This window comes from Rhodococcus sp. OK611 (genome assembly GCF_003050885.1).
In the GTDB taxonomy this organism is placed as follows: domain Bacteria; phylum Actinomycetota; class Actinomycetes; order Mycobacteriales; family Mycobacteriaceae; genus Rhodococcus_G; species Rhodococcus_G oryzae.
Genome location: NZ_QAOZ01000003.1, coordinates 307,563 through 327,427 on the forward strand (window position 1 = coordinate 307,563; position 19,865 = coordinate 327,427).

General features: G+C 68.8%; 20 protein-coding genes. 11 read left to right on the forward strand and 9 right to left on the reverse strand.

Translation table 11 applies throughout. The annotated features are described in order from the left end of the window. Positions 1-128 precede the first annotated feature (128 nt). From mgtA to C8K38_RS05320, 4 genes are all read left to right on the forward strand, one after another. A complete protein-coding gene (mgtA, locus tag C8K38_RS05305) occupies positions 129-2,744 on the forward strand; it encodes a magnesium-translocating P-type ATPase (RefSeq protein ID WP_257017219.1) in 2,616 nt (871 codons plus the stop codon). Between the two features lie 79 nt (positions 2,745-2,823). After that, a complete protein-coding gene (locus tag C8K38_RS05310) occupies positions 2,824-3,492 on the forward strand; it encodes an MspA family porin (protein ID WP_097210929.1) in 669 nt (222 codons plus the stop codon). Positions 3,493-3,539: 47 nt separating this feature from the next. Then, positions 3,540-4,220, forward strand: a complete 681-nt coding sequence (locus C8K38_RS05315; RefSeq protein ID WP_108168800.1) for an MspA family porin — start codon at positions 3,540-3,542, stop codon at positions 4,218-4,220. Between the two features lie 121 nt (positions 4,221-4,341). After that, on the forward strand, positions 4,342-4,734 hold the full coding sequence (locus C8K38_RS05320; RefSeq protein ID WP_097214164.1) for an ankyrin repeat domain-containing protein: 393 nt from the start codon (positions 4,342-4,344) through the stop codon (positions 4,732-4,734). A 4-nt stretch (positions 4,735-4,738) separates the two neighbouring features. On the opposite strand, the gene C8K38_RS27050 is transcribed toward C8K38_RS05320, so the two are convergent. Together C8K38_RS27050 and C8K38_RS05330 are read right to left on the reverse strand one after the other, a co-directional pair. Continuing rightward, positions 4,739-4,906, reverse strand: a complete 168-nt coding sequence (locus C8K38_RS27050) for a hypothetical protein (protein ID WP_179800711.1) — start codon at positions 4,904-4,906, stop codon at positions 4,739-4,741. Between the two features lie 182 nt (positions 4,907-5,088). Further along, the gene (locus C8K38_RS05330; protein ID WP_097214162.1) at positions 5,089-5,718 is read right to left on the reverse strand and encodes a TetR/AcrR family transcriptional regulator; all 630 of its coding nucleotides are present in this window, start codon (positions 5,716-5,718) and stop codon (positions 5,089-5,091) included. 68 nt (positions 5,719-5,786) lie between these two features. On the opposite strand from C8K38_RS05330, the gene C8K38_RS05335 reads away from it, so the two are divergent. After that, on the forward strand, positions 5,787-7,574 hold the full coding sequence (locus tag C8K38_RS05335; RefSeq protein WP_097214161.1) for an AMP-dependent synthetase/ligase: 1,788 nt from the start codon (positions 5,787-5,789) through the stop codon (positions 7,572-7,574). Positions 7,575-7,577: 3 nt separating this feature from the next. Here C8K38_RS05335 and C8K38_RS05340 read toward each other — a convergent pair whose 3' ends face one another. Beyond that, positions 7,578-8,027 (reverse strand): winged helix-turn-helix transcriptional regulator, encoded by a 450-nt coding sequence (locus C8K38_RS05340; protein ID WP_077043242.1) that lies wholly within the window; start codon positions 8,025-8,027, stop codon positions 7,578-7,580. 106 nt (positions 8,028-8,133) lie between these two features. On the opposite strand from C8K38_RS05340, the gene C8K38_RS05345 reads away from it, so the two are divergent. Continuing rightward, positions 8,134-9,585 (forward strand): MFS transporter, encoded by a 1,452-nt coding sequence (locus C8K38_RS05345; RefSeq protein ID WP_257017830.1) that lies wholly within the window; start codon positions 8,134-8,136, stop codon positions 9,583-9,585. Positions 9,586-9,669: 84 nt separating this feature from the next. Here C8K38_RS05345 and C8K38_RS05350 read toward each other — a convergent pair whose 3' ends face one another. Further along, positions 9,670-9,966 (reverse strand): hypothetical protein, encoded by a 297-nt coding sequence (locus tag C8K38_RS05350; protein WP_097214160.1) that lies wholly within the window; start codon positions 9,964-9,966, stop codon positions 9,670-9,672. A 256-nt stretch (positions 9,967-10,222) separates the two neighbouring features. Further along, positions 10,223-11,773, reverse strand: coding sequence for an MBL fold metallo-hydrolase (locus C8K38_RS05355; RefSeq protein ID WP_097214159.1), 1,551 nt, complete (start codon positions 11,771-11,773; stop codon positions 10,223-10,225). Positions 11,774-12,023: 250 nt separating this feature from the next. Between C8K38_RS05355 and C8K38_RS05360 the strand changes: the two genes are divergently transcribed. The 3 genes from C8K38_RS05360 to C8K38_RS05370 all read left to right on the forward strand — a co-directional run bounded on the left by C8K38_RS05360 (position 12,024) and on the right by C8K38_RS05370 (position 14,728). Beyond that, positions 12,024-13,220 (forward strand): LCP family protein, encoded by a 1,197-nt coding sequence (locus C8K38_RS05360; protein WP_257017828.1) that lies wholly within the window; start codon positions 12,024-12,026, stop codon positions 13,218-13,220. Between the two features lie 120 nt (positions 13,221-13,340). Then, positions 13,341-14,084, forward strand: coding sequence for a lysophospholipid acyltransferase family protein (locus C8K38_RS05365; protein WP_097214158.1), 744 nt, complete (start codon positions 13,341-13,343; stop codon positions 14,082-14,084). A gap of 17 nt (positions 14,085-14,101) precedes the next feature. Then, entirely contained in the window at positions 14,102-14,728 is a 627-nt protein-coding gene (locus C8K38_RS05370; RefSeq protein WP_373560300.1) for a SanA/YdcF family protein, read from the forward strand. A 96-nt stretch (positions 14,729-14,824) separates the two neighbouring features. On the opposite strand, the gene C8K38_RS05375 is transcribed toward C8K38_RS05370, so the two are convergent. Further along, a complete protein-coding gene (locus tag C8K38_RS05375) occupies positions 14,825-15,742 on the reverse strand; it encodes a hypothetical protein (RefSeq protein WP_097214157.1) in 918 nt (305 codons plus the stop codon). A gap of 229 nt (positions 15,743-15,971) precedes the next feature. After that, entirely contained in the window at positions 15,972-16,442 is a 471-nt protein-coding gene (locus C8K38_RS05380; protein WP_097214156.1) for a COG4315 family predicted lipoprotein, read from the reverse strand. A gap of 211 nt (positions 16,443-16,653) precedes the next feature. Here C8K38_RS05380 and C8K38_RS05385 point away from each other — a divergent pair, with 211 nt between their 5' ends. Beyond that, positions 16,654-17,211 (forward strand): sigma-70 family RNA polymerase sigma factor, encoded by a 558-nt coding sequence (locus C8K38_RS05385; RefSeq protein WP_097214155.1) that lies wholly within the window; start codon positions 16,654-16,656, stop codon positions 17,209-17,211. Positions 17,212-17,224: 13 nt separating this feature from the next. Continuing rightward, positions 17,225-17,866, forward strand: coding sequence for an anti-sigma factor family protein (locus tag C8K38_RS05390; protein ID WP_097214177.1), 642 nt, complete (start codon positions 17,225-17,227; stop codon positions 17,864-17,866). A gap of 14 nt (positions 17,867-17,880) precedes the next feature. Here C8K38_RS05390 and C8K38_RS05395 read toward each other — a convergent pair whose 3' ends face one another. Together C8K38_RS05395 and C8K38_RS05400 are read right to left on the reverse strand one after the other, a co-directional pair. Beyond that, complete coding sequence (locus tag C8K38_RS05395) at positions 17,881-19,014, reverse strand: alanine racemase (RefSeq protein ID WP_097214154.1); 1,134 nt, start codon at positions 19,012-19,014, stop codon at positions 17,881-17,883. Further along, positions 19,007-19,765, reverse strand: a complete 759-nt coding sequence (locus C8K38_RS05400; protein ID WP_097214153.1) for a GntR family transcriptional regulator — start codon at positions 19,763-19,765, stop codon at positions 19,007-19,009. Before C8K38_RS05400 ends, C8K38_RS05395 begins: the two co-directional genes overlap by 8 nt. Positions 19,766-19,865 lie beyond the last annotated feature (100 nt).

Consider the following 19,865-nt stretch of genomic DNA (forward strand, 5'->3'; position numbering starts at 1 on the left):
CCCGAACACTAGCGAGTTCGTGCACGACCGAGAGATCTGTCATGTCAGAAACCAGTGTCTCGGCGCCACCGAGGCGTCCGGGCAATGCTGCCAAACGAAATAATCAAGCTGTTCTCCCCGACCGTCAGATGGCGGCACTCGCCGGGATCACCCGCCTGCGTCAGCCGGGCGTGTACGCCGAACTGCACACCACTCCAAAGGGATTGAGAGCGGACCAGATCGACCCGCTGCGCCGCAGGCATGGCAGCAACGAGGTTCGTCACGACCGACCTGCGCCGGCAATTGTGCAATTCCTCGCCACCTTCAAGAATCCGTTCATCCTGATCCTGCTGTTCATAGGCGTGATCATGTACATCACCGAGGTCTACCTGGCCGACCCCGAAGAGGGCCCCGACTACATGGGAATCAGCACGGTCGGCGTGATGATCCTGGTCAGCGTGTCGTTGCGGTTCTGGCAGGAGTACCGGTCGGGGCGGGCCTCTGAGGCGCTCAAGGCGATGGTGAGCACCACGGTCTCCACCACCCGCCAGATGGGCGAGACGGTGGTGACCGCCGAGATCCCCATCGAGCAGTTGGTGCCAGGGGACGTGGTCCAGCTGGCTGCCGGCGACATGATCCCCGCGGACATGCGGGTCGTGCGCGCCAAGGATCTGCAGGTCAACCAGGCGATGCTCACCGGCGAGTCGATGTCCGCGGAGAAGACGGGCGATCCGGTGGCCGGACTCGAACCCGATCGGATCCTCGAGGCCGGGAACCTCGCGTTCATGGGCACCTCGGTGGTGTCCGGCTCGGGGACCGCGGTCGTCGTCCACACCGGGGACGACACCTACTTCGGCGCGATGACCGAGGGGCTGGGCACCAGCCGTCCCGAGACCAGCTTCGACATCGGGGTGAAGAAGGTCAGCTTCTTGCTGATCCGCTTCATGGTCATCATGGTGCCTGCGGTCTTCATCATCAACGGGCTCACCAAGGACTGGAGCCAGGCGCTGCTGTTCGGTGTCGCGACCGCGGTCGGGCTGACGCCGGAGATGCTTCCGCTGATCGTCACCGCCAACCTTGCCAAGGGCGCGCTGTACATGTCGCGGCACAAGGTGATCATCAAGCAGCTCAATGCCATTCAGAACTTCGGTGCGATGGACGTGCTGTGCACGGACAAGACGGGAACTCTCACCGAGGACCGAATCGTGCTGGAGGAGCACCTGGACACGGCCGGCAGGCTCAGTGCCGACACGCTGCGTCTGGCCACGATGAACTCGGTGTTCCAGACCGGGCTGCGCAATCTCCTCGACGGCGCCGTCGTCGAGGCCGCGGGCCCGGACCTGGTCGAGCGGATCCGCCGCGAGCACGGCCTGGTCGACGAGATCCCGTTCGACTTCGCTCGCCGGCGGATGTCTGTGGTCGTCAACGACGACGACGCCGACCTGATCATCATGAAGGGCGCCGTCGAGGAGGTGCTCTCCGTGTGCACCTCGGTCGAGATGAACGGCGCAACCCACGAGCTGACGCCGGGCCTGCTCTCGGCCCTCGACCGGCTCGTCGCCGAGCAGAACGGGCTCGGCAAGCGGGTCCTGGCCCTCGCCACCCGGCGTCTGCCGGCTGCCCCGGGCGGTGCCATGCGCGACTACTCGACGGCGGACGAGACCGAGATGACGATCGTCGGCTTCCTGACGTTCCTCGACCCGCCGAAGGACTCGGCCGCCGCCGCGATCGAAGCGCTTCGGGCCCACGGGACCGCGGTGAAGGTTGTCACCGGCGACAACGAGCTGGTCGCCGAGACCGTCTGCGGGAAGGTGGGTCTCGATGTCGGGTCCATCATCACCGGCGCCGAGATCGACCGGTTGGATGATGACGGCCTCGATGCGATCGTCGGAGAGACCACGGTCTTCGCGAAGACCAACCCGCTTCAGAAGGCACGGATCGTGGACGCGCTCAAGCGGAATGGACACACCGTCGGATTCCTCGGAGACGGGGTCAATGACGCACCGGCCCTGCGCACCGCGGACGTCGGCATCTCGGTGGACACCGCCGCCGACATCGCCCGCGAGTCGGCCGACATCATCCTGCTCGAGAAGGACCTCGGTGTGCTCGAGCGGGGCGTGGTCGAGGGGCGCCGCACCTTCGGCAACATCCTCAAGTACATCAAGATGACCGCCAGCTCGAACTTCGGCAACATGTTCTCGGTCCTCGTCGCGAGCGCACTGCTTCCGTTCATCCCGATGATCCCGGCCGTGCTGCTGGTGCAGAACCTCGTCTACGACATGGCGATGCTGACGATCCCGTGGGACAAGGTGGACCGCGAGTTCGTCGAGAAGCCGCGCAAGTGGGAGACCCGCAGCCTGACCCGGTTCATGGTCTTCATCGGTCCCATCAGTTCGATCTTCGACATCACCACGTTCGCGCTGATGTGGTTCGTCTTCGCCGCGAACACCCCCGAGCAGGCCGCGCTGTTCCAGTCCGGGTGGTTCATCGAATCCATCATCTCGCAGACGCTGATCGTGCACATCATCCGGACGGGACGTATTCCGTTCATCCAGTCGAGGGCGTCTCTGCCGGTCCTGATCTCCACCGGGCTCGTCTGCGTCTTCGGATTGGTGTTCCCGTTCATCGGATGGGGTCAGGCGCTGGGCCTGGTTCCGCTGCCGTGGTCCTACTTCCCGTGGCTGATTCTGACGCTGACCGCGTACTGCGTGCTCACCCAGGGCGTCAAGGTCTGGTTCATCCGCCGCTTCGGCGGCTGGCTGTGAGCCGCAACGGCCGTCGTGCCAACCCGACGCCCACGATGTCCCATCAATGTCCGTTCTGCGGACCGTCAAGAGGAAATCCATGAACACGAACAACTCTCGTGCGCGCCGTCTCGCCCACCGGGCAGGCGTCGGTGCCGCCGCAGCCATCGCGATCGGACTGATGTCCACCGGTGCCGCCCATGCCGACACCTTCGTGCCGCTGCCCGACGGGCAGAAGGCAGGTCCGGGTGCGGTCATCACCCGGACCGAGGAGAGCGCCCTGATCTCCCCGTCGCTGGCCGCCAATGGCGCCGGCCGCACCGCGTGGGTCTCGGGCACGGTCACCGCCGATGTCACCGGCGCCCCGGACGACGGCGAGGCCGGACCCTCGAACGGTGCGACCAACGGGAAAGGAACCAACAACTCGTCCACGCACGGCGTCTCGCGGATCAGCACCGGCTACATCGTCGGGTGCCAGGTCGACATCACCGGCCTCGGCGGCTCCATCGGCGCAGGCATCGACCTCTCCGGTCCCTCGATCTCCGGTTCGCTGACCGTCCCGGTCTCGGCCGGCCAGGTCAAGTTCGTGAATGTCGCGGGCAAGGACATCAAGAAGAACGGCAAGTACGCCGTGCAGTACCAGGACACCCAGCTCGAGATCCAGAACTGCGGCGGCTTCGCGCAGGCCCGCTCGTACACCGTGGTCGAGATCGTCGGCAACGACTACTCCAAGACCACCCTGTACGGCCAGCCCTTCAGCATCGGCTGACCCAGTCCCCGCCTGAACTCGATACCTGAACCCTCAGAGGAAAATTCATGAACACCAGCAAGAATGGCCTGCGTCGCGGGCTGCGGATCTCCGCCGTCGGCGCGGCCACCGCGATTGCGGTCGGCTTCCTGTCGGCGGGTGCGGCGAACGCCGACACCTTCGTGCCGCTGCCCGGCGGCACCATCACCAAGACGCTCGCCGACGGCACCGTCGTCACCGTCACCATGACCGGTGAGTCCGCGAACATCTCCGGCTCCATGGGTGCGACCCCGCTGCACCGCAACGTGTGGGTCTCCGGCTCGGCGAAGGTCGAGATCTCCGGCGGCTCCGGCGCCGAGGGCGGTTACATCGAGCCCGGCTACGTCGTGGCCTGCCAGCTCACCCTCGGCGGCGAGGCCGGCGGTGAGTCCGGTATGGGTGCCGGCTGGGACGGCACCGCGGGCGAGCCCGAGGCCGCTACCGCGGGCAACGTCTCCATCGGACCGGGCGAGGCCGCGAGCTTCTCGGTCCTCGACCTCGAGTATGCGGACGATTTCGGTGGCGAGTCGCACTCCGGCGAGCACTCCTTCGAGGGCGCCACCGGCAGCGTCACCTGGGCCGACTCCACCATGGGCGTCGAGGGCTGCGCCGGTTACGCGCAGGCCCGCTCCTACGTCAACGTCACCGTCGACACCGAGAGCATCATCAGCACCGTCACCCTCTGGGGACAGCCCTTCAGCATCGGCTGACCGCCGCACGCAAGGACCCGGCCCGCGCACCCCAGGAACTGCGGGGGTGCGTGGACCGGGTCCTGGTTCGACGCGTGGTGCCGCTGCGGAAGTCCATGCACCGCGAGTAACTTCGGTCGACATGACGGACGATCCGATCGACCCCCGGCTCCAAGAGATCGCGGAGCGCGTCTTCGACGCGGCCAGGACGGGTGATTCCGCGACCATCGCCGCCTATCTCGATGCGGGTGTCCCGGTGAATCTCACCAACGGCGCCGGCGACACGTTGGTGATGCTCGCCGCGTACCACGGGCACGTCGAGGTGGTGCAGCTGCTGATCGACCGGGGCGCGGACGTCGACCGCCTCAACGGTCGCGGTCAGTCGCCGGTCGCGGGGGCCATCTTCAAGGGCGAGGAGGCAGTGGTGCGTGCGCTCGCCGCCGCCGGGGCCGATCCGAACGCCGGCCACCCGACCGCGGTCGACTCGGCGAAGATGTTCGGCAGGGAGGACTACCTACAGCTGTGGGGCTCGTAGTCGGTCAGCCGAGGTCGACGCCGAGCCGGTCGGCGAGCTCGCGCAGTTTCTGCATGTCGTCGATGCCGACCGCGACATAGGCGTGCAGGCCGTCCGGGTCCTCGCGGAGCAGGTACTCGTAGTCGCCGGTGGTCAGCGTCTCGCCTGCGGAGTCCAGAAAGCGCCATCGCACCCGGACCCGCACCAGCCGGTCGGTGAGCGCGACCGATTCGAGGAGCTCGTGCGCGACCCCTGCGACTCCTCCGAAGCGCCACTATCGACCACCTTGATCGCGCAGCCGCTAATTATCGAGGTAGTTGAGACCTGGGTCATGGGTATCGACCCGTTGTCCTCTGCATACGCCTTCTCGTGCTCTCAGCCCTGCTCGCCGCGCACCGACTGCCAGATCCGTTCGGGCAGTACCTTCGCCGCCTCGTCCAGGTCGATTCCCGGCGCAGCCGACAGCCAGCGCCTGCTGGTCTCCGCGACCGGTCCGATCACCAGCATCTCGATCAGCGCGGGGGACAGCGCGACCACCCGGCCCGCCTCGACGTGCGGGGTCATCCAGTCGGACATCGCCCGCATGCGGGGTTCCTTCTCGGCCGCGAGCTCCTCTGCGTGCGCGGGTAGAAAGCCCGAGTACGCCGAGGCGTGGATGAAGTGTGCCTGGGCGCGGTGTCGCCCCACCCAGCGCAGGTAGGCCGCGGCCATCGCCTTGACCCCCGTCCGCGCGGTGCGGCAGCGGACCAACTCGGCGATCAGCGAGTCCAGCAGATCGGACATGCACCGGCTGTACAGCGCCGCGGACAGGCCGTCGAAGCTGCCGAAGTGGTGGTAGAGGCTGCCGACGCTGACCCCGCTCTCCGTGGTCACCGCGGTCATGGTGAATCCGGAGGGCCCGGACCGTGCGAACACCGCCAACGCCCCGTCGAGGAGTCGCTGCCTGGTCTCGGTGCCCCGATGCTGCGTGCCGATGTCCACCTCCAGGGCCCACGGGCATGCCATTGACAGGCCGCCGCGCATTGACAATGCTTTCTAGAAAAGCTCTCTAATTTTAGCGGAGGGATCTGCGCATGCGCGAGTTCGAACTTCCAGCGACGTTCACCATCCCGGCGGATGTGTCGATGGCGGACACGGTATTCCGGTACGCGCAGGTCTCGCCGGATTTCGTCCCGTTCCAGCTGCCGTCCGGGTCCGGCTGGTCCGATGTCACCGCCGCCCGGTTCGCCGAGGGCGTCACCGCGGTGGCGAAGGGCCTGATCGCCTCCGGGGTCGCGCCGGGGGACCGCGTCGCGATCATGTCGGCGACCAGGTACGAGTGGGTGCTGCTCGACTACGCCATCTGGACCGCGGGCGCCTGCACGGTGGCGATCTACGAGACTTCGGCTGCGGCACAGGCGAAGTGGATCCTCGAGGACTCGGGGACCACGCTGCTGATCGTCGAGGCGCAGCGGCACGCCGACACGGTCCGAGAGGTGGCGGCCACCGCGCCCGCGCTGCGCGAGACGCTGCAGATCGACGAGGGTGCTGTCGACGAGCTGATTCGCCGCGGGGCGGGGGTGGACGACGCGGAGCTGCGCGCCAGGCGCACCGCGGTGGGGGCGAGCTCGCCGGCCACGCTCATCTACACCTCCGGCACCACCGGTCGCCCGAAGGGCGTGCAGCTGACCCACGCGAACCTGTTCGCGGAGTCGGTGGCCGTGCGCACCGCGCTGAGCGAGGCCCTCGTCGAGGGCAAGCGGACCCTGATGTTCCTGCCGCTGGCGCACGTGTTCGCCCGCGCCATCTCGGTGGGTGCATTCGACGCCAAGGTCACCGTCGCGCACACCTCGGACTGGACGACGCTGGTCGACCAGTTCGCAGCGTTCAAACCGAATTTCATCCTGTCCGTGCCGCGGGTGTTCGAGAAGGTCTACAACGCGTCCCGGCAGAAGGCCGTCGACGGCGGCAAGGCCAAGATCTTCGACAAGGCGGCGGCGACCGCGATCGAATGGAGTCGCGCCCGGGACGAGGGCGGCCCGGGCCTGGGGCTTCGGCTGCGGCACGCACTGTTCGACCGGCTGGTCTACGGGAAGCTGCGGGCGGCGCTCGGCGGCGAGTGCGACCTCGCCGTCTCCGGTGGTGGCCCGCTCGGCGCCCGGCTCGGGCACTTCTTCCGCGGCGTCGGCCTGCCGATCTACGAGGGGTACGGCCTCACCGAGACCACCGCCGCGGTCACCGTGAACACCTCGTCCCGCCAGCGGGTCGGCACCGTGGGCCGTCCGCTCGACGGACACGGGGCGCGGATCGCCGACGACGGCGAGCTACTGGTGCGCGGCCCGGTGGTGTTCGACGGGTACTGGCACAACGAGGAGGCCACCGCGGACGCCTTCGTCGACGGCTGGTTCCGCACCGGCGATCTCGGCACGATCGACGAGGCCGGGTTCGTCACCATCACCGGCCGCAAGAAGGAGATCATCGTGACCGCGGCGGGCAAGAACGTCTCCCCGTCGCAGCCCGAGGACGCGCTTCGGGCGCACCCGCTGATCGGTCAGTGCATGGTCGTCGGCGACGCGAAACCCTTTGTCGGGGCGCTGATCACGATCGACCCGGAGGCACTGCCCGGATGGCGGGAGCGCAACGGGGTGGCCGCCGACGTGCCGCTCGTGGAGCTGATCGGTCACCCGGCGCTCGTCGCGGAGATCGATGCCGCGGTCGCGGAGACCAATGCCCAGGTGTCCTCGGCCGAGCAGATCAAGAAGGTCCGGATCCTGGCCGTCGACTGGACGCAGGAGACCGGCGAGCTGACCCCGAAGATGTCGCTCAAGCGCAACGTGGTCCTCGAGCGCCACGCGATCGATGTCGAGGAGATCTACACCTGACGGTCAGCGGGCGCCGGTCACGAGGTCGCGCTCGGCGTCCGCGCGGAGGTCGTACTCGGCGCGGGCCTTGGCGACCTCGTCCTGATGCAGTTCGGTCCAGCTGACCAACGCCTGGATGGTCTCGTGCAGCGTCTCGCCGAGCGGGGTGAGCGCGTAGTCGACCCGTGGCGGCACCACGGGGTACACGGTGCGGCGGACCAGTCCGTCGCGTTCGAGTTGTCGCAGCGTGACGGTCAGCATCCGCTGGCTGATGCCGTCGATCTCCCGACGTAGTTCGGTGAAGCGCAGGGTTCGCCGGTCCAGCAGCGCGATCACCAACAGTGACCATTTGTCCGCGATCCGGTCCAGGATCTGCCGGACCTCGCAGTCCTCCCTGGTGTCCCACTGGTAAGGGTCCCGGTCGTCGCCGGTATCGGCGCAGTGAGTCGGTTCCTTCAAAGTGCCTTCTTCCATAGTTCTCAATGGTGCCGAAGGATTGGGCCAGTTACAAGAGGGAACCGACCCCACGGCACGGAACCGGGGTCGATCGGTTCCCGACGGCCGACCGAAGGAGCGTTCAGTGCTGGAATCACCGCAACCACCCCTGCTCGAGCGAGATCGCGACCGGTTCGCCGGTCGGGAGTGGGCCATGCTCCTCGTGCTGTGCGGCGCGATCTTCCTCGAGGGCGTCGACGTGTCGATGTTCGGTGTGGCGCTGCCCTCGATCTGGGCCGACCTGTCGATGTCCACCGCAGAGCTCCAGTGGGTGATCAGTGCTTACGTGCTCGGGTACGGCGGCTTCATGCTGCTCGGCGGCCGGGCGGCGGACTTGCTGGGACGGCGCCGGATGTTCCTGCTGTGGCTCGGGGTGTTCATCGCCTTCTCCGGACTCGGGGGACTCGCCTCGGAGGGCTGGGTCCTGATCGCCGCCCGCTTCGTGACGGGTGTGGCCGCCGGTTTCATGGCGCCGGCTGGGCTGTCGATCATCACCACGACGATCGCCGAGGGGCGCAAGCGCAACCAGGCGCTGCTGGTATACGCGGGGACGGGCGCGGCCGGGTTCTCGCTGGGCCTGGTCGTCGGCGGAGTGCTCGCCGAGTTCTCTTGGCGCTGGGTCTTTTTCGCCCCGGTGATCCTCGCGACGCTGATCCTGCTCGCAGGCGTCCGGCTGATCCCGGTGCAGGCACGTCCGGCTGTGCGGTCGATGCGGGACTTCGATCTGATCGGTGCGTTCAGCGTCACCGGTGCGATGCTGCTGCTGGTCTACGGCGTGGTCCGGGCGCCCGACGTCCCGCTCGGCGCGACGGTGGCAGCGCTCGCGGGCAGCGCCGCGTTGCTGACCCTGTTTGTCGCAGTCGAGCGCCGGGTGCCCGCGCCGCTGGTTCGCCTGGGCATCCTGCGCTCGGGGCCCCTGGTTCGGGCGAACCTGGGCGCGGTCCTGTTCGCGGGCTCGTTCGTCGGATTCCAGTTCATCCTGGTGCTCTACCTGCAGGAGATGCGCGGTTGGTCTGCGTTGGCGACCGGGTTGGCCATGCTCGCGGTGGCGGGTGACGCGGTGCTCGCGCCCACGCTGACGCCGCGTCTGGTGAACCGGTTCGGGAACGTCCGGGTGATCTTCGCCGGGCTGCTGGTGGCCGGGGTGGCGTACGCGTCCTTCCTGTGGATCGGTGCCGACACGGCCTATGCCGCGATGCTGCCCGCGCTGATCCTCATCGGTGTCGCCTTCGCCCTGGTGTACGGGCCGTTGACGATCGCGGGGACGGACGGGATCGCCGAGGACGAGCAGGGCCTGGCAGGCGCGCTGCTCTACACCTCCTGGCAGCTCGGATCCGCGCTCGGTCTGGCGGTGGTCACAGCGGTGCAGGTCACCACGCTCGCCGGCGACCCCTCGGAGGCCGGCCTGCTCGACAGTTACCGTGCCGCGCTGACGGTTCCGGTGCTCGCCATCGCCGCGGCGGCCGTCATCACCGCGTTTGGTCTGCGGGCGCGTGCGGAGATGCGTTCGTCGGAAAGCGTGCCGGTAGCGGCCTGACCTCGCGCGCCCTCCCGCCGTCCCGCGCGCTATCAGGTGCGCGGGACGCTTCCGCGCGCCAGGGGAGATGCGCTGCTCAGCGACTCACGCGGCGCTCTGGAAGATTCCGGGAGGCTCGCAGACGTCCGGCGGCAGCTGGTCCCTCCGGTCCTGGAGGTCCTGGTTGCGTTCCATCCGTTCTCGCTCCCGGTCGCGCCAGGTGTCGTCGTCCCGGTCCATATCCCCGTCATCGAAGGGCGAGCTCGCGTTGTCGGGCTGTACCTGACAGGGGACCGGGTCCGGCGCGGCCACGTTCGTTCCAGCCCGGTCGTCACCGTAGCCGCCGAATAGCACGGCGGCAGCGGCAAGGGATCCGAACATCCAGGTGATGGCGAGTTTCACTGCCTCGTCCTTCCTGTCGGGGAAGGAGGGTCGACGCGATGCGGGCACAGCCCTGCTCCGGCGACAATGTCGATCGTCGTCGTCGCCCAGCCTTCCGGCAGGCTTCCGTCATGCTCGCGACCTGGCAGTGCCATCGGTCTTCGCGATCGCCCGCTCGCCCACCAATGGTGGTGGCCGTGGACATGGCGCGCCTCGAATAACCGTGTTCAGGTGCAACCAGGTGGCGCCAGGAGATATTCCCGATGACGGTGCGTGGCTACAGCTTCGACGACCGCAGCTCGTGACCCTTCGAGGTCTTGCAGCGCCCGGTCTCGAGGTCCCACTGCCAGCCGTGCAGGTTGCAGGTGAGGTTGGTGCCCTCGACGACGCCGAACTTGGACAGGTCCGCCTTGAGGTGCGGGCAACGCCGCTGGATCTCGTAGCCGCCGACCTCGATCGACGCGGAGTCGTCGTGCGCCTCGGAGAACCAGCCGTCGGCGTACGCGATCCGCTCGTCGGTCAGGCACTTGAAGAAGGTGTAGAGGAACTCGTTGTAGCCACCGACCCGCCACGCCTGGAACCGGGTGGACAGGAAGATGGTGTTCACCCAGTCGGGCTCGTCGTCGCGCAGGACCGTGCGCACCAGCTCGGGGGCGATGCGGAAGCCGTACCGGTACTTGCCCTCGCCCTCGATCGGCTCGCGCACGGTGCGGTTCGGGAAGTCCAGGACGACCGTCTCAGGTTCATTGCCAGGGGTGCCCATCACCAGGCCGACCGGGTAGCCGATGCCGTCGCAGATCAGGTCGGACTGCGCCATGATCGGCTCGAACTTTGCCCGCAGCGGCCCGAGCAGCGGCTCGCCCTCGGCGGGCGCCCATGACGCCTTCTCCGCCGCGAGGACCGGCGCCATCCGCTGCGCCATGTCCTCGATGTAGGCGGCCTTGTCGCTGAAGATCTTGTCGACCTCGGCATCCGGGATCGGGTGCGTCAGGGTCAGTTCGGCGCCGTGGACGTCCACCGTCGAGCCGGGGATCATCAGCACGCCGCCGTCGTTGCCGTGGATGCGCATCTGCTCCAGGAAGACGATCTGATCCGGGAAGATGTTGCCCTCGTCGCCGCGATCGTCGTTGAGGTAACGCAGCTCCTCGTCCAGGAACACCGGGGGACCGGCCGATGGCACCACCCAGGTGGCCCCGACCTGCTCGATGTAGCTGCGGCAGCGGTCCATGCCGCGCTGGCGCTTCTGCTTGCCGAAGTTCGACTTGGTGCGAGAGGGGATGTCGTAGACCATCGGGTACCAGATCGCGCCCGAGTACTGCAGCAGGTGGATGTCGATCTTGCCGAACTGCTCGTGCAGCACGTCCATGTCGACCGGGCGGGCGTCGTTCATGTTGAAGCAGGTGGTCTCGCCGTCGGAGATGACAAGGCCGGAGTCGCCGATCGGGCCGTCCGCGGGGGCGCGCAGCGCGATGATCATCACATCGAGGTCGCCCACCCTGTGCTTGACCGAGTCCTCGGTCTCGAAGAACTTGGTGAAGCCCAACTTCTCCAGTTCACGCTTGAGGTCCGGCACCGGGTAGTCGGGCAGCAGCACCGTCGCGTCCTTGTTGACGTGCTTGGTGAGCGTCTCCGGGTCGAAGTGGTCCTTGTGCAGGTGCGAGACGTAGAGGTAGTCGCAGTTGCCGAGGGCATCCCAGTCCAGCGCGGTGTTGTCCGGGAACGGGAACCACGATGCGAAGTACGCGGGGTTCACCCAGGGGTCGCACAGGATCGATCCGGCCTTGGTCTGGATGTGGAATCCGGCGTGTCCGACGCTGGTGACCTGCACTGGTAGTCCTCCTGGGGGTTTACGACGCCTCCAGGGTAGGCGGCCGGGAGGTCGCCCGGCACCTCGCGTGGCGTCGGCCACTCCAAGAAGGGACCAAGGTCCTTGCTCCGGCGACCGCGTCCGGCCCGTCCGTACGGTGGATGCGGTGAATGCCCGGAACAGTCCTCGCCCCCCGGTCCGTCACCAGCACGCGGCGGAGCGACGATCGGGACGACACCGTTCACAACAGCGGCGGCGACGGGGTGGGCGGGTGCGGCTGCTGTCGGCCTCGTTGTCCGCGATGGTGCTCGGCGGCGTGGGCCTCGGCTGGGCGGCGCAGTCGCACCTGACCTCGGGGCTGCAGTTCTCGGACGCGCTCGACGCGCTCGCGGGGAGCGGCCCGAAATCCCGGCACGGCGACGCGAACATCCTGTTGATCGGGTTGGACAGCCGCAAGGCGATGGACGGCAGCGACCTGCCCGCACAGTTCGTCACCGACGAGCTGCACGCGGGGGACAGCGGCGTCGGCGGGTACAACACGAACACCCTGATCCTGCTGCACGTCCCGGGCGACGGCAGCCGGGCGACGGCGGCCGCGATCCCGCGCGACGACTACGTGAGCGTCCCCGGGTACGGGATGCGCAAGATCAAGGAGGCCTACGGTCTCGCCAAGGCCGACGAGGACAGCCGGTTGGCCGAGGCCGGTGTCGACGACGCCGAGGACCGGGAACGGCAGTCGCGCGATGCGGGTCGCCGCTCGACACTCGCGACGGTACAGAACCTGCTGCAGGTGCCCATCGACCACTTCGCCGAGGTGAACATGCTCGGCTTCTACCACCTGGCGCAGGCGGTCGGCCCCGTCAAGGTCTGCCTGAACAACGCCGTGCAGGACGACTTCTCCGGGGCCGACTTCCTGGCCGGTCCGCAGTCACTCGATCCGGCGCAGGCGCTGGCGTTCGTGCGCCAGCGGCACGGTCTCGACAACGGGGACCTGGACCGCACGCATCGCCAGCAGGCGTTCATCGCCGGGGTGATCGCCAACCTCAAGAACAGTGGCGTCATCGGCAACATCGGCAAGATGCAGTCGCTGGTCGACATCGTCAAGAAGGACGTCGTCATCGATTCGGGGATGGACCCGGTGTCCTTCGCCTCCCAGGCCGACAATCTGACCTCCGGCAACCTGGACTTCTTCACGCTGCCGATCGAGGAGTACGCCACGGTCGACGGGCAGTCCGTGAACCGGGTCGACCCGGACCGGCTGAGGGCGGAGATCGCGGCGCTGTTCGGAAGCGGTCGGTCCGCAGTCGTGCAGGGCGGCAGGCAGGCGCCGAGTCTCCCGGACCGTGACGAGCCCGCGCGGGGCGCGGCGCCGGACGAGGGCCTGCGCGCCTTTGCGGGCGACGTGCCCTCCTCGGGGCCGCAGGGCGGGGCCGTGCGGGCGGACGACGGCATCCCATGCGTCGACTGACCCGACCCGGGTGTGTCGACTGACCCGACCCGGGTGTGTCGACTGACCCGACCCGGGGTGAGTCCGTCCCGCTCTCGTCGTGGTGGGCCGGATCACGGTGGTCGGGCTACGCTGGCCGACGTGGAACCCGTCTACAGAACGATCATCGGTATCGCCCGCGTGGTGTTCGCCGCCGAGGGATTGAAGTTCACCGTCAAGGGTGACGAGCACATCCCGGCCACGGGTGGGGCGGTCATCGCCGTCAACCACACGGGGTACATGGACTTCACCTACGCCGGTTTACCGGTGCGCACCGTCAAGCGCTACATCCGGTTCATGGCGAAGAAGGAGGTCTTCGACAACAAGATCTCCGGTCCGATCATGCGCGCGCTCAAGCACATCCCGGTCGATCGCGCTGCGGGCGCCGAGTCCTACCGGGCGGCCGTCGGCGACCTGCGCGGCGGGGAACTGGTCGGCGTGTACCCGGAGGCGACGATCAGCCGCAGCTTCGAGCTCAAGGAGTTCAAGTCAGGCGCCGCGCGGATGGCCATCGAGGCCGGGGTGCCGATCATCCCGGTCGTGATCTGGGGCGCTCAGCGGGTCTGGACCAAGGGTCATCCGAAGCGGTTGGGGCGCACCAACACTCCGATCTCCATCGCGGTCGGCGAGCCGATCCAGCCGTTCGAACCGGCTGGCGAGCTCACCGCGAAACTGCACGCGACGATGGAGTCGATGCTGCACGGGCTGCAGCAGGACTACGAGCACCCGGCGGGCGCCTACTGGGTCCCCGCGCGCCTCGGTGGCGGAGCCCCCACCCTCGAGGAGGCCAACCGGATGGATGCCGAAGAGGCTGAGGCGAAGGCGGCACGTCGGGCACAGCAGTGAGGCGCCGGCTGCTGCGCATCGCGGGTGCGGTCGTCGTCGTCCCGGTCGTAGTGCTGCTGGGCTCGATGGCCTGGGTTGCCGCCGCATCGGCGGGCCACGTGTACGACCCGGAGGACGCTCCGGAGGCTCCGGTGGTGATCGTGCTCGGCGCCAAGGTCAAGGATGGAAAGCCGATGTCCTTCCTCGCCGGTCGCCTTGACGTCGGCGCGCAGATGGTGCGCGAGGGCAAGGCCCGCGCGGTGCTGGTCTCCGGCGACGCGAACGGCACATCCGGCAATGAGATCGCGGCGATGACCGACTACCTGGTGGCCAAGGGCATCGACCGGTCACTGATCGTCGGTGACGACTACGGCCTGGACACCTACGACACCTGTGCGCGCGCCGCGACGACCTTCGGGGTGCGCAAGGCGCTGATCGTCAGCCAGGGCAATCACGTCGCCCGGGCGGTGGCGCTCTGCCGCGACGCAGGCATCGATGCCGACGGCATCAAGGGTGACTGCGACTGCCGCTTCATCACCGTGGCCAGGAACACCGTCCGGGAGTGGCTGGCCAGCCCGAAGGCCGTCGTGGACATGCTCAGCAGCAGGGACCCGAAGGTCGTCTCGGATCCCGACGACTCGGTCGAGCGGGCGCTGGCGGGCTGACGGCGCCCGGCACCAGACGACCCCGGCACCAGACGACAAGGGCCGGCTCCCCGATGGGGAGCCGGCCTCCGTTGTCAGGTCAGGATCCGGTCAGGGTCAGGAACCGAAGATGGACCCGACCGAGCCGAGGTCGACGGACCCGTTTCCGGTGCCCGGCTCCGGGTCGGGGCCCGGGTCGACCGGTCCGCCCGCGCCGACCTGGATGGTCGCGAGGGCCCGGCCGCCCGCGTTCACCGGCACGTCGTTGGCGGGCCGGGTGCCGTCCTTCGGGGTGCAGAAGGTCGGAGCGTTCTGGTTCGAGCCGAGCGCGAACGCCCGAGCCAGGAAGGTGTCGTAATTCTTCTCACCGTTGTAGTTGGCGGCCTCGCCCGCGACGCGCACCTTGGGGGTGACGACGCCCTCGGCGACGGCCTTGACCGTGACCTCGACGGCGGGCAGCTGGAACTTGGTGGAACCGTCGGCGGTGGGGTTGCCGTCCATGTCGGTCTTCGTCTTCTCCACCGCGATGCCGCCCGGGGTGTTCAGGCTGGACTTCGGGCCGTTGCCGACGGTCTCGTTGTCGCCGGACAGCCGCAGGATGGTGCCCGCCGCGTCGGGCTCGCCCGCGTCGTTGACGCGGATGACCGAGGGCGTGACGCCGGTCAGGCCCTTGCCGGTGCCCGCCACGACCGTGGCGCCGACGAACTCGGTGTTCTCCGGGAGCTCCCAGTCGATCTTGAGTCGCTGAATGTCGGTGGTGGTGGCGATGGACTCCTTGTCCGGCAGGGAGCTCACCGTCGGTTGCAGGCGGTAGCTGAACTGTTCGCCGACCTTCACGGAGCCCGGGGCGTCGATCGTCATGCCCAGCGGCTGCGACATGTGCTGGGTGAGGATCGCCCTCGCCTGGCAGGCGCCCTGGAACTCGATCGAGGTGGGCGCGGCGGATGCGGGCGACGCCATCAGCAGGCTGCCCGCGGCCACCGCCGCGGCGGCGACCACGGGGACCGCACCCCGGCGAACGTGCGTGAAGGACATGCATTGCTCCTTACTGGCTTCGGAAACAGTTAGTTGTACAGAAGTAAAGAGATTCTGTGACCCGGACCATAGAGGAGAACTCGTTCGCATAGGCATCGAATCGTTGAAACTGCGATCAGCCCAGCGTGACAGGGGATTCCGCGTCCCGGTCCCGCCATGGATGGAACGCGTTGCACCGATTCGGCATCGTCCGTCACCGCGACAGCATCCGCTGACCCGCGCCGCGCCGTCACCCGCCGGAGGCGCCCGCCGTGATCACGTGCCAGGTCCCTTTGACTCCGTCGCCGCTGGTCTGGCCGGGCTCGGTGTCCTTCGCAAACCGGTACAGGGGCAGGCCGTCGTAGGTCGCCTGCATGGCCCCGTCCGGTCGGGTGACGGTTCCCAGCGCACCCGCCAGCGGCACGACGGCCCGCGGTGCCCCGAGGGCGGGCGGCCAGATCTCGGCGCACTGACCGGCACACCGGCTGACGCCAGGCGAGTCCTCGTCGAACCGGTAGAGCGTGAAGCCGTCGCCGTCGGTCAGCACGGTGCCGAGCGGAGTTTCCGCCGTGCTCAGCCCGGGGCCAGCCGCCGGCGCCGCGGTCGTGCTCGATGCGGCAGGCGCCGCGGCAGGCTCGTCGGTGCTGCCGCCGCAGCCCGAGAGCGATGCGATGGCCGCGCAGGCGCAGGCCGCCGAGATGATCGACTTCTTGGTAAGCACAGGATCTCCGTCCACTCGTCACTGGTCGTCGCCGCCCGCGGCGGGGCGACGCAGGGGAGTACGGACGGCCCAGCGGCGCCGTTCACCGGCGCCACGACCCGGCAGGTGAACCCGATGCCAGACTCGGGGTGAACGCAGCAGCCCTCGGCTCCGTACTCCCCGGTGGACGTCGAGCGAACCGACGACATTCCGGCGGTGTGGAGGTGAGGTCGTGCGGCTACGCAGGTTGCGTCAGCGAGCGGATCAGTCGGTCGGCAGCCTGGCCGACGACACGGTGTTGCGGGCCGCGTACGACGATCACGGGAGCGAACTCTTCGCGCTCGCCTACCGCTCGCTCGGGGACCGGGGGCGCGCGGAGGAGGCGGTCCAGGAGACGTTTCTGCGGGCCTGGCGGGGCGCGGATCGTTACGACCCGCAGCGCTCCGCCCTGCGGACCTGGCTGTACGCGATCTGCCGCAACGTGGTGATCGACGCGAGCCGCGCCCGCGCCGCCCGGCCCCGCCTGGCTGACGCCGAGCCGCCCGACCTCCCGGTGGTGGAACGCCCGCTCGAACAACTCCTCGTGGGCCTGCAGATGGAGGAGGCGTTGCGACGGCTGTCCGAACAGCATCGGCTCGTCCTCGTCGAGATCCATCTGCGCGACCGCCCGGCTGGCGAGGTCGCGGCCCAGCTGGGCGTCCCCGTGGGCACCGTCCGCAGTCGGGTGTACTACGGGCTGAAGGCGCTGAGACTCGTACTCGAGGAAATGGGGTGGCACGGTGACCAGTGATCACTGCCTGCAGATGCGTCCCCTGCTGGGGATGTACGTGCTGGGGCGTCTCGACGACCGCGAGTTCGTCGCGCTGCGTGCCCATCTGGACGGATGCCCGGACTGCCGCTCGGAATTGCGCGACCTGTCGCCTGTCGCGGCGGCCCTGTCGGAGGCCGATCCCGACCGGCTCACCGAGCCGCTGCCGTTGCCGCCTGCGGCCCTGCCCGACACGATCTTCGGGGCCCTCGACCGCGAGCGCGGACGGCAACGGTACCGCCGGATCGGGCTCGTCGCCGCGGCCGCGGCGGCCGCCATCGGCCTGGCTGCCGGTGGGTTCGTGCTCCGCGGCATCACCGTGAGCGGCCCACCCGGCCAGCCGGTGGCGTTCACCGCACTGTCGCCGGGGGTGGCGGCCTCCGCCCGGGTGGAGAACCGGGCCTGGGGAACCGGCATCAGCCTCGATGTCACCGGACTCCCACAGGGCGGGACCTACAACGTCTGGCTTCAACGCCCGGACGGAAGTCGCATGAACGCAGGAAGTTTCATCGGGGGCGGCGACCGGACGATGTCGATGCAACTGGCGGTGGGACTGCCGATGTCGGACGCGACGACGCTCGGGGTCAGCGCCCCCGGCGACGACCGCGCGCTCCTGCAGGCGCCGCTGCGCTCCTGACGCCTCGCGAGGGCTCAGCGAAACCGCGGGTGCCACACCGCGCGCACGCGGTCGTCCTCGACCACGGTGATGTCGGGCCAGCGGTCGAAGGCCGAACAGGGGTGCGAGATCCCGAGATCGACGATGTCGCCGACGTCGAGTCCCTCGGCGTCGGCGAGCACCAGGTGATGGTCGAAGATCTGGGCCGCCGTCGCCTTCGCCGCTGTGCGGGGCACGCCCCGGGAATCGGTGGCGGACAACAGGACCGGCAGGCCCGCGTCGTAGGGCAATTCGCGCTTTCCGGCGCCGACCACGATCCGCCCGGCTTCCGGCGCGGACAGAACGACGGCCCGGACCGTCAGGGCCGCACGCAGACCCGAGACCGGGGACACCTCCGCGTAGGTGCCGTGGTCGTGCGTGACGTAGCAGCCCGACCGCAATACCGGGACCACACGCCCGCCGTGGTCGGGAAGGTCCACCAGGGCGTCGACGACCCGGTCCGGGAACGCCGAGCCGCCCATGCTGAACACGGGTCGTTCGGCCCGGATCCATGGTGACGCGGCGCGGAACGCCGCCACCGCCTCTCGGCAATGCGCATCGACCAGGGCGATGGTGTCCGCGTCCCGTCGATTGGGGCGGACGCCCTCATAGCCCGCGACGCCCGCGAGGACGACGCCCGGCGTGGTCGCGCACTCCCGGGCGAGGTCGAGCGCCGCCGCTGCATCCCGGACACCACTTCGTCCGCCGGGGGTCCCGATGTCGATGAGGACATGCAGGGGATGGGCCGCGTCCCTCATGACAGAACCCGCCTGGCTCAGGCCCGCCCTCGAGTCCACCAGGAGATAGAGCTCGACCGTCTGGTCAGCATCCAGCCACGCACGCACCGCCTCGAGGTCCGGGCGATGGATCACCTCGTTGGCGATGAGGATGCGCCGCGGCCCCCATTCGAGGGCGATGGCGGCTTGCCGAACCGTGGCGACCGTGACCCCCCACGCGCCTGCGGCCAGCTGACGCTCGACGATCGGGCGCGTCATCGTGGTCTTGATGTGCGGGCACAGCTCGACGCCGCGGTCGCGGCACCACGCCGCCATGAGCCCCACGTTGTGCTGGACCGCGGGCAGGCTGAGCCGCAGCTCCGGCAGCGACGACGGCCCACCGGGGCTAGCCACGGCGGCGAGACAGGGCCGTGCTGGCCACGGAGTTGTGGACGGTGAACGAGACTGTGCCGGGCAGGAAGCGGTCGTCGGACCACAGCAACGGGGTGCTGGCCGGGTCGGTGACGCGCCTGCGCTCGCGCAGCAGTGGCGATCCCTCGACGCACCCCAGGTGACGGGCGTCGTCCACCTCCGCCTCGACGAGGTCGACGGTGTGATCGGCGTCGGCGAACACGACGCCCGCGTCCAGCAGCGGGGACGCGTGCGATGGGGCGTCCGGCGGCAGGTCGGCGACCAGTTTGCCGATCTGTTCGGGGTAGATGGCGCGCTCGAGCATGACTGGAATGCGCGAGAGGGTCCGCAGTCGCACCACCTGGTAGATCCGCGATCCCGATGCGAGCTGGAGCTGCTCGCACTCGAGCGGCAGGGCGACGCGGTCCTCGACGGCGATCGTCCGGCCTCCGGGATCCTCGCCGATCGAGTGCGCCCAGCCGCTGAAGCTGAGCAGTTCGAAGAAGCTCTGTGTGCGCGCCGTGCCGAGAATGACGCGGCGGGTGCCACGTCGTGAGGTGACCAACCCGTTCGCGCGCAGGACGGCCAGCGCCTGACGGACCGTGCCACGGGAGACACCGTACTGCCCGGCGAGGCTCTCCTCGCTGGGCAGACGGTCCCCGGAACCGAATTCCCCTGAGGTGATCGACTCTCGCAACTTGGTTGCCAACTTTTCGTACTCGGCCCGGGGGCGCTTGCCCCTCGACTCAGCCAATGCTCGTCTCCGTCCGGCTCGGTGATCTTTGCCCCAATCCTAGCTTCCACAAACTCTTCCCGCAGGTCAAAAGCACACCTCCGCTGGAAGCCGAGGGTTC

Bases quoted from the DNA above. Each gene is read 5' to 3' on its own strand.
- C8K38_RS05310 (WP_097210929.1), top strand. From the start codon at position 2,824: ATGAACACGAACAACTCTCGTGCGCGCCGTCTCGCCCACCGGGCAGGC.
- C8K38_RS05390 (WP_097214177.1), top strand. From the start codon at position 17,225: ATGCGTCCCCTGCTGGGGATGTACGTGCTGGGGCGTCTCGACGACCGC.
- mgtA (WP_257017219.1), top strand. From the start codon at position 129: ATGGCGGCACTCGCCGGGATCACCCGCCTGCGTCAGCCGGGCGTGTAC.
- C8K38_RS05330 (WP_097214162.1), bottom strand. From the start codon at position 5,718: ATGGCATGCCCGTGGGCCCTGGAGGTGGACATCGGCACGCAGCATCGG.
- C8K38_RS05315 (WP_108168800.1), top strand. From the start codon at position 3,540: ATGAACACCAGCAAGAATGGCCTGCGTCGCGGGCTGCGGATCTCCGCC.
- C8K38_RS05340 (WP_077043242.1), bottom strand. From the start codon at position 8,027: ATGGAAGAAGGCACTTTGAAGGAACCGACTCACTGCGCCGATACCGGC.
- C8K38_RS05335 (WP_097214161.1), top strand. From the start codon at position 5,787: ATGCGCGAGTTCGAACTTCCAGCGACGTTCACCATCCCGGCGGATGTG.
- C8K38_RS05320 (WP_097214164.1), top strand. From the start codon at position 4,342: ATGACGGACGATCCGATCGACCCCCGGCTCCAAGAGATCGCGGAGCGC.
- C8K38_RS05375 (WP_097214157.1), bottom strand. From the start codon at position 15,742: ATGTCCTTCACGCACGTTCGCCGGGGTGCGGTCCCCGTGGTCGCCGCC.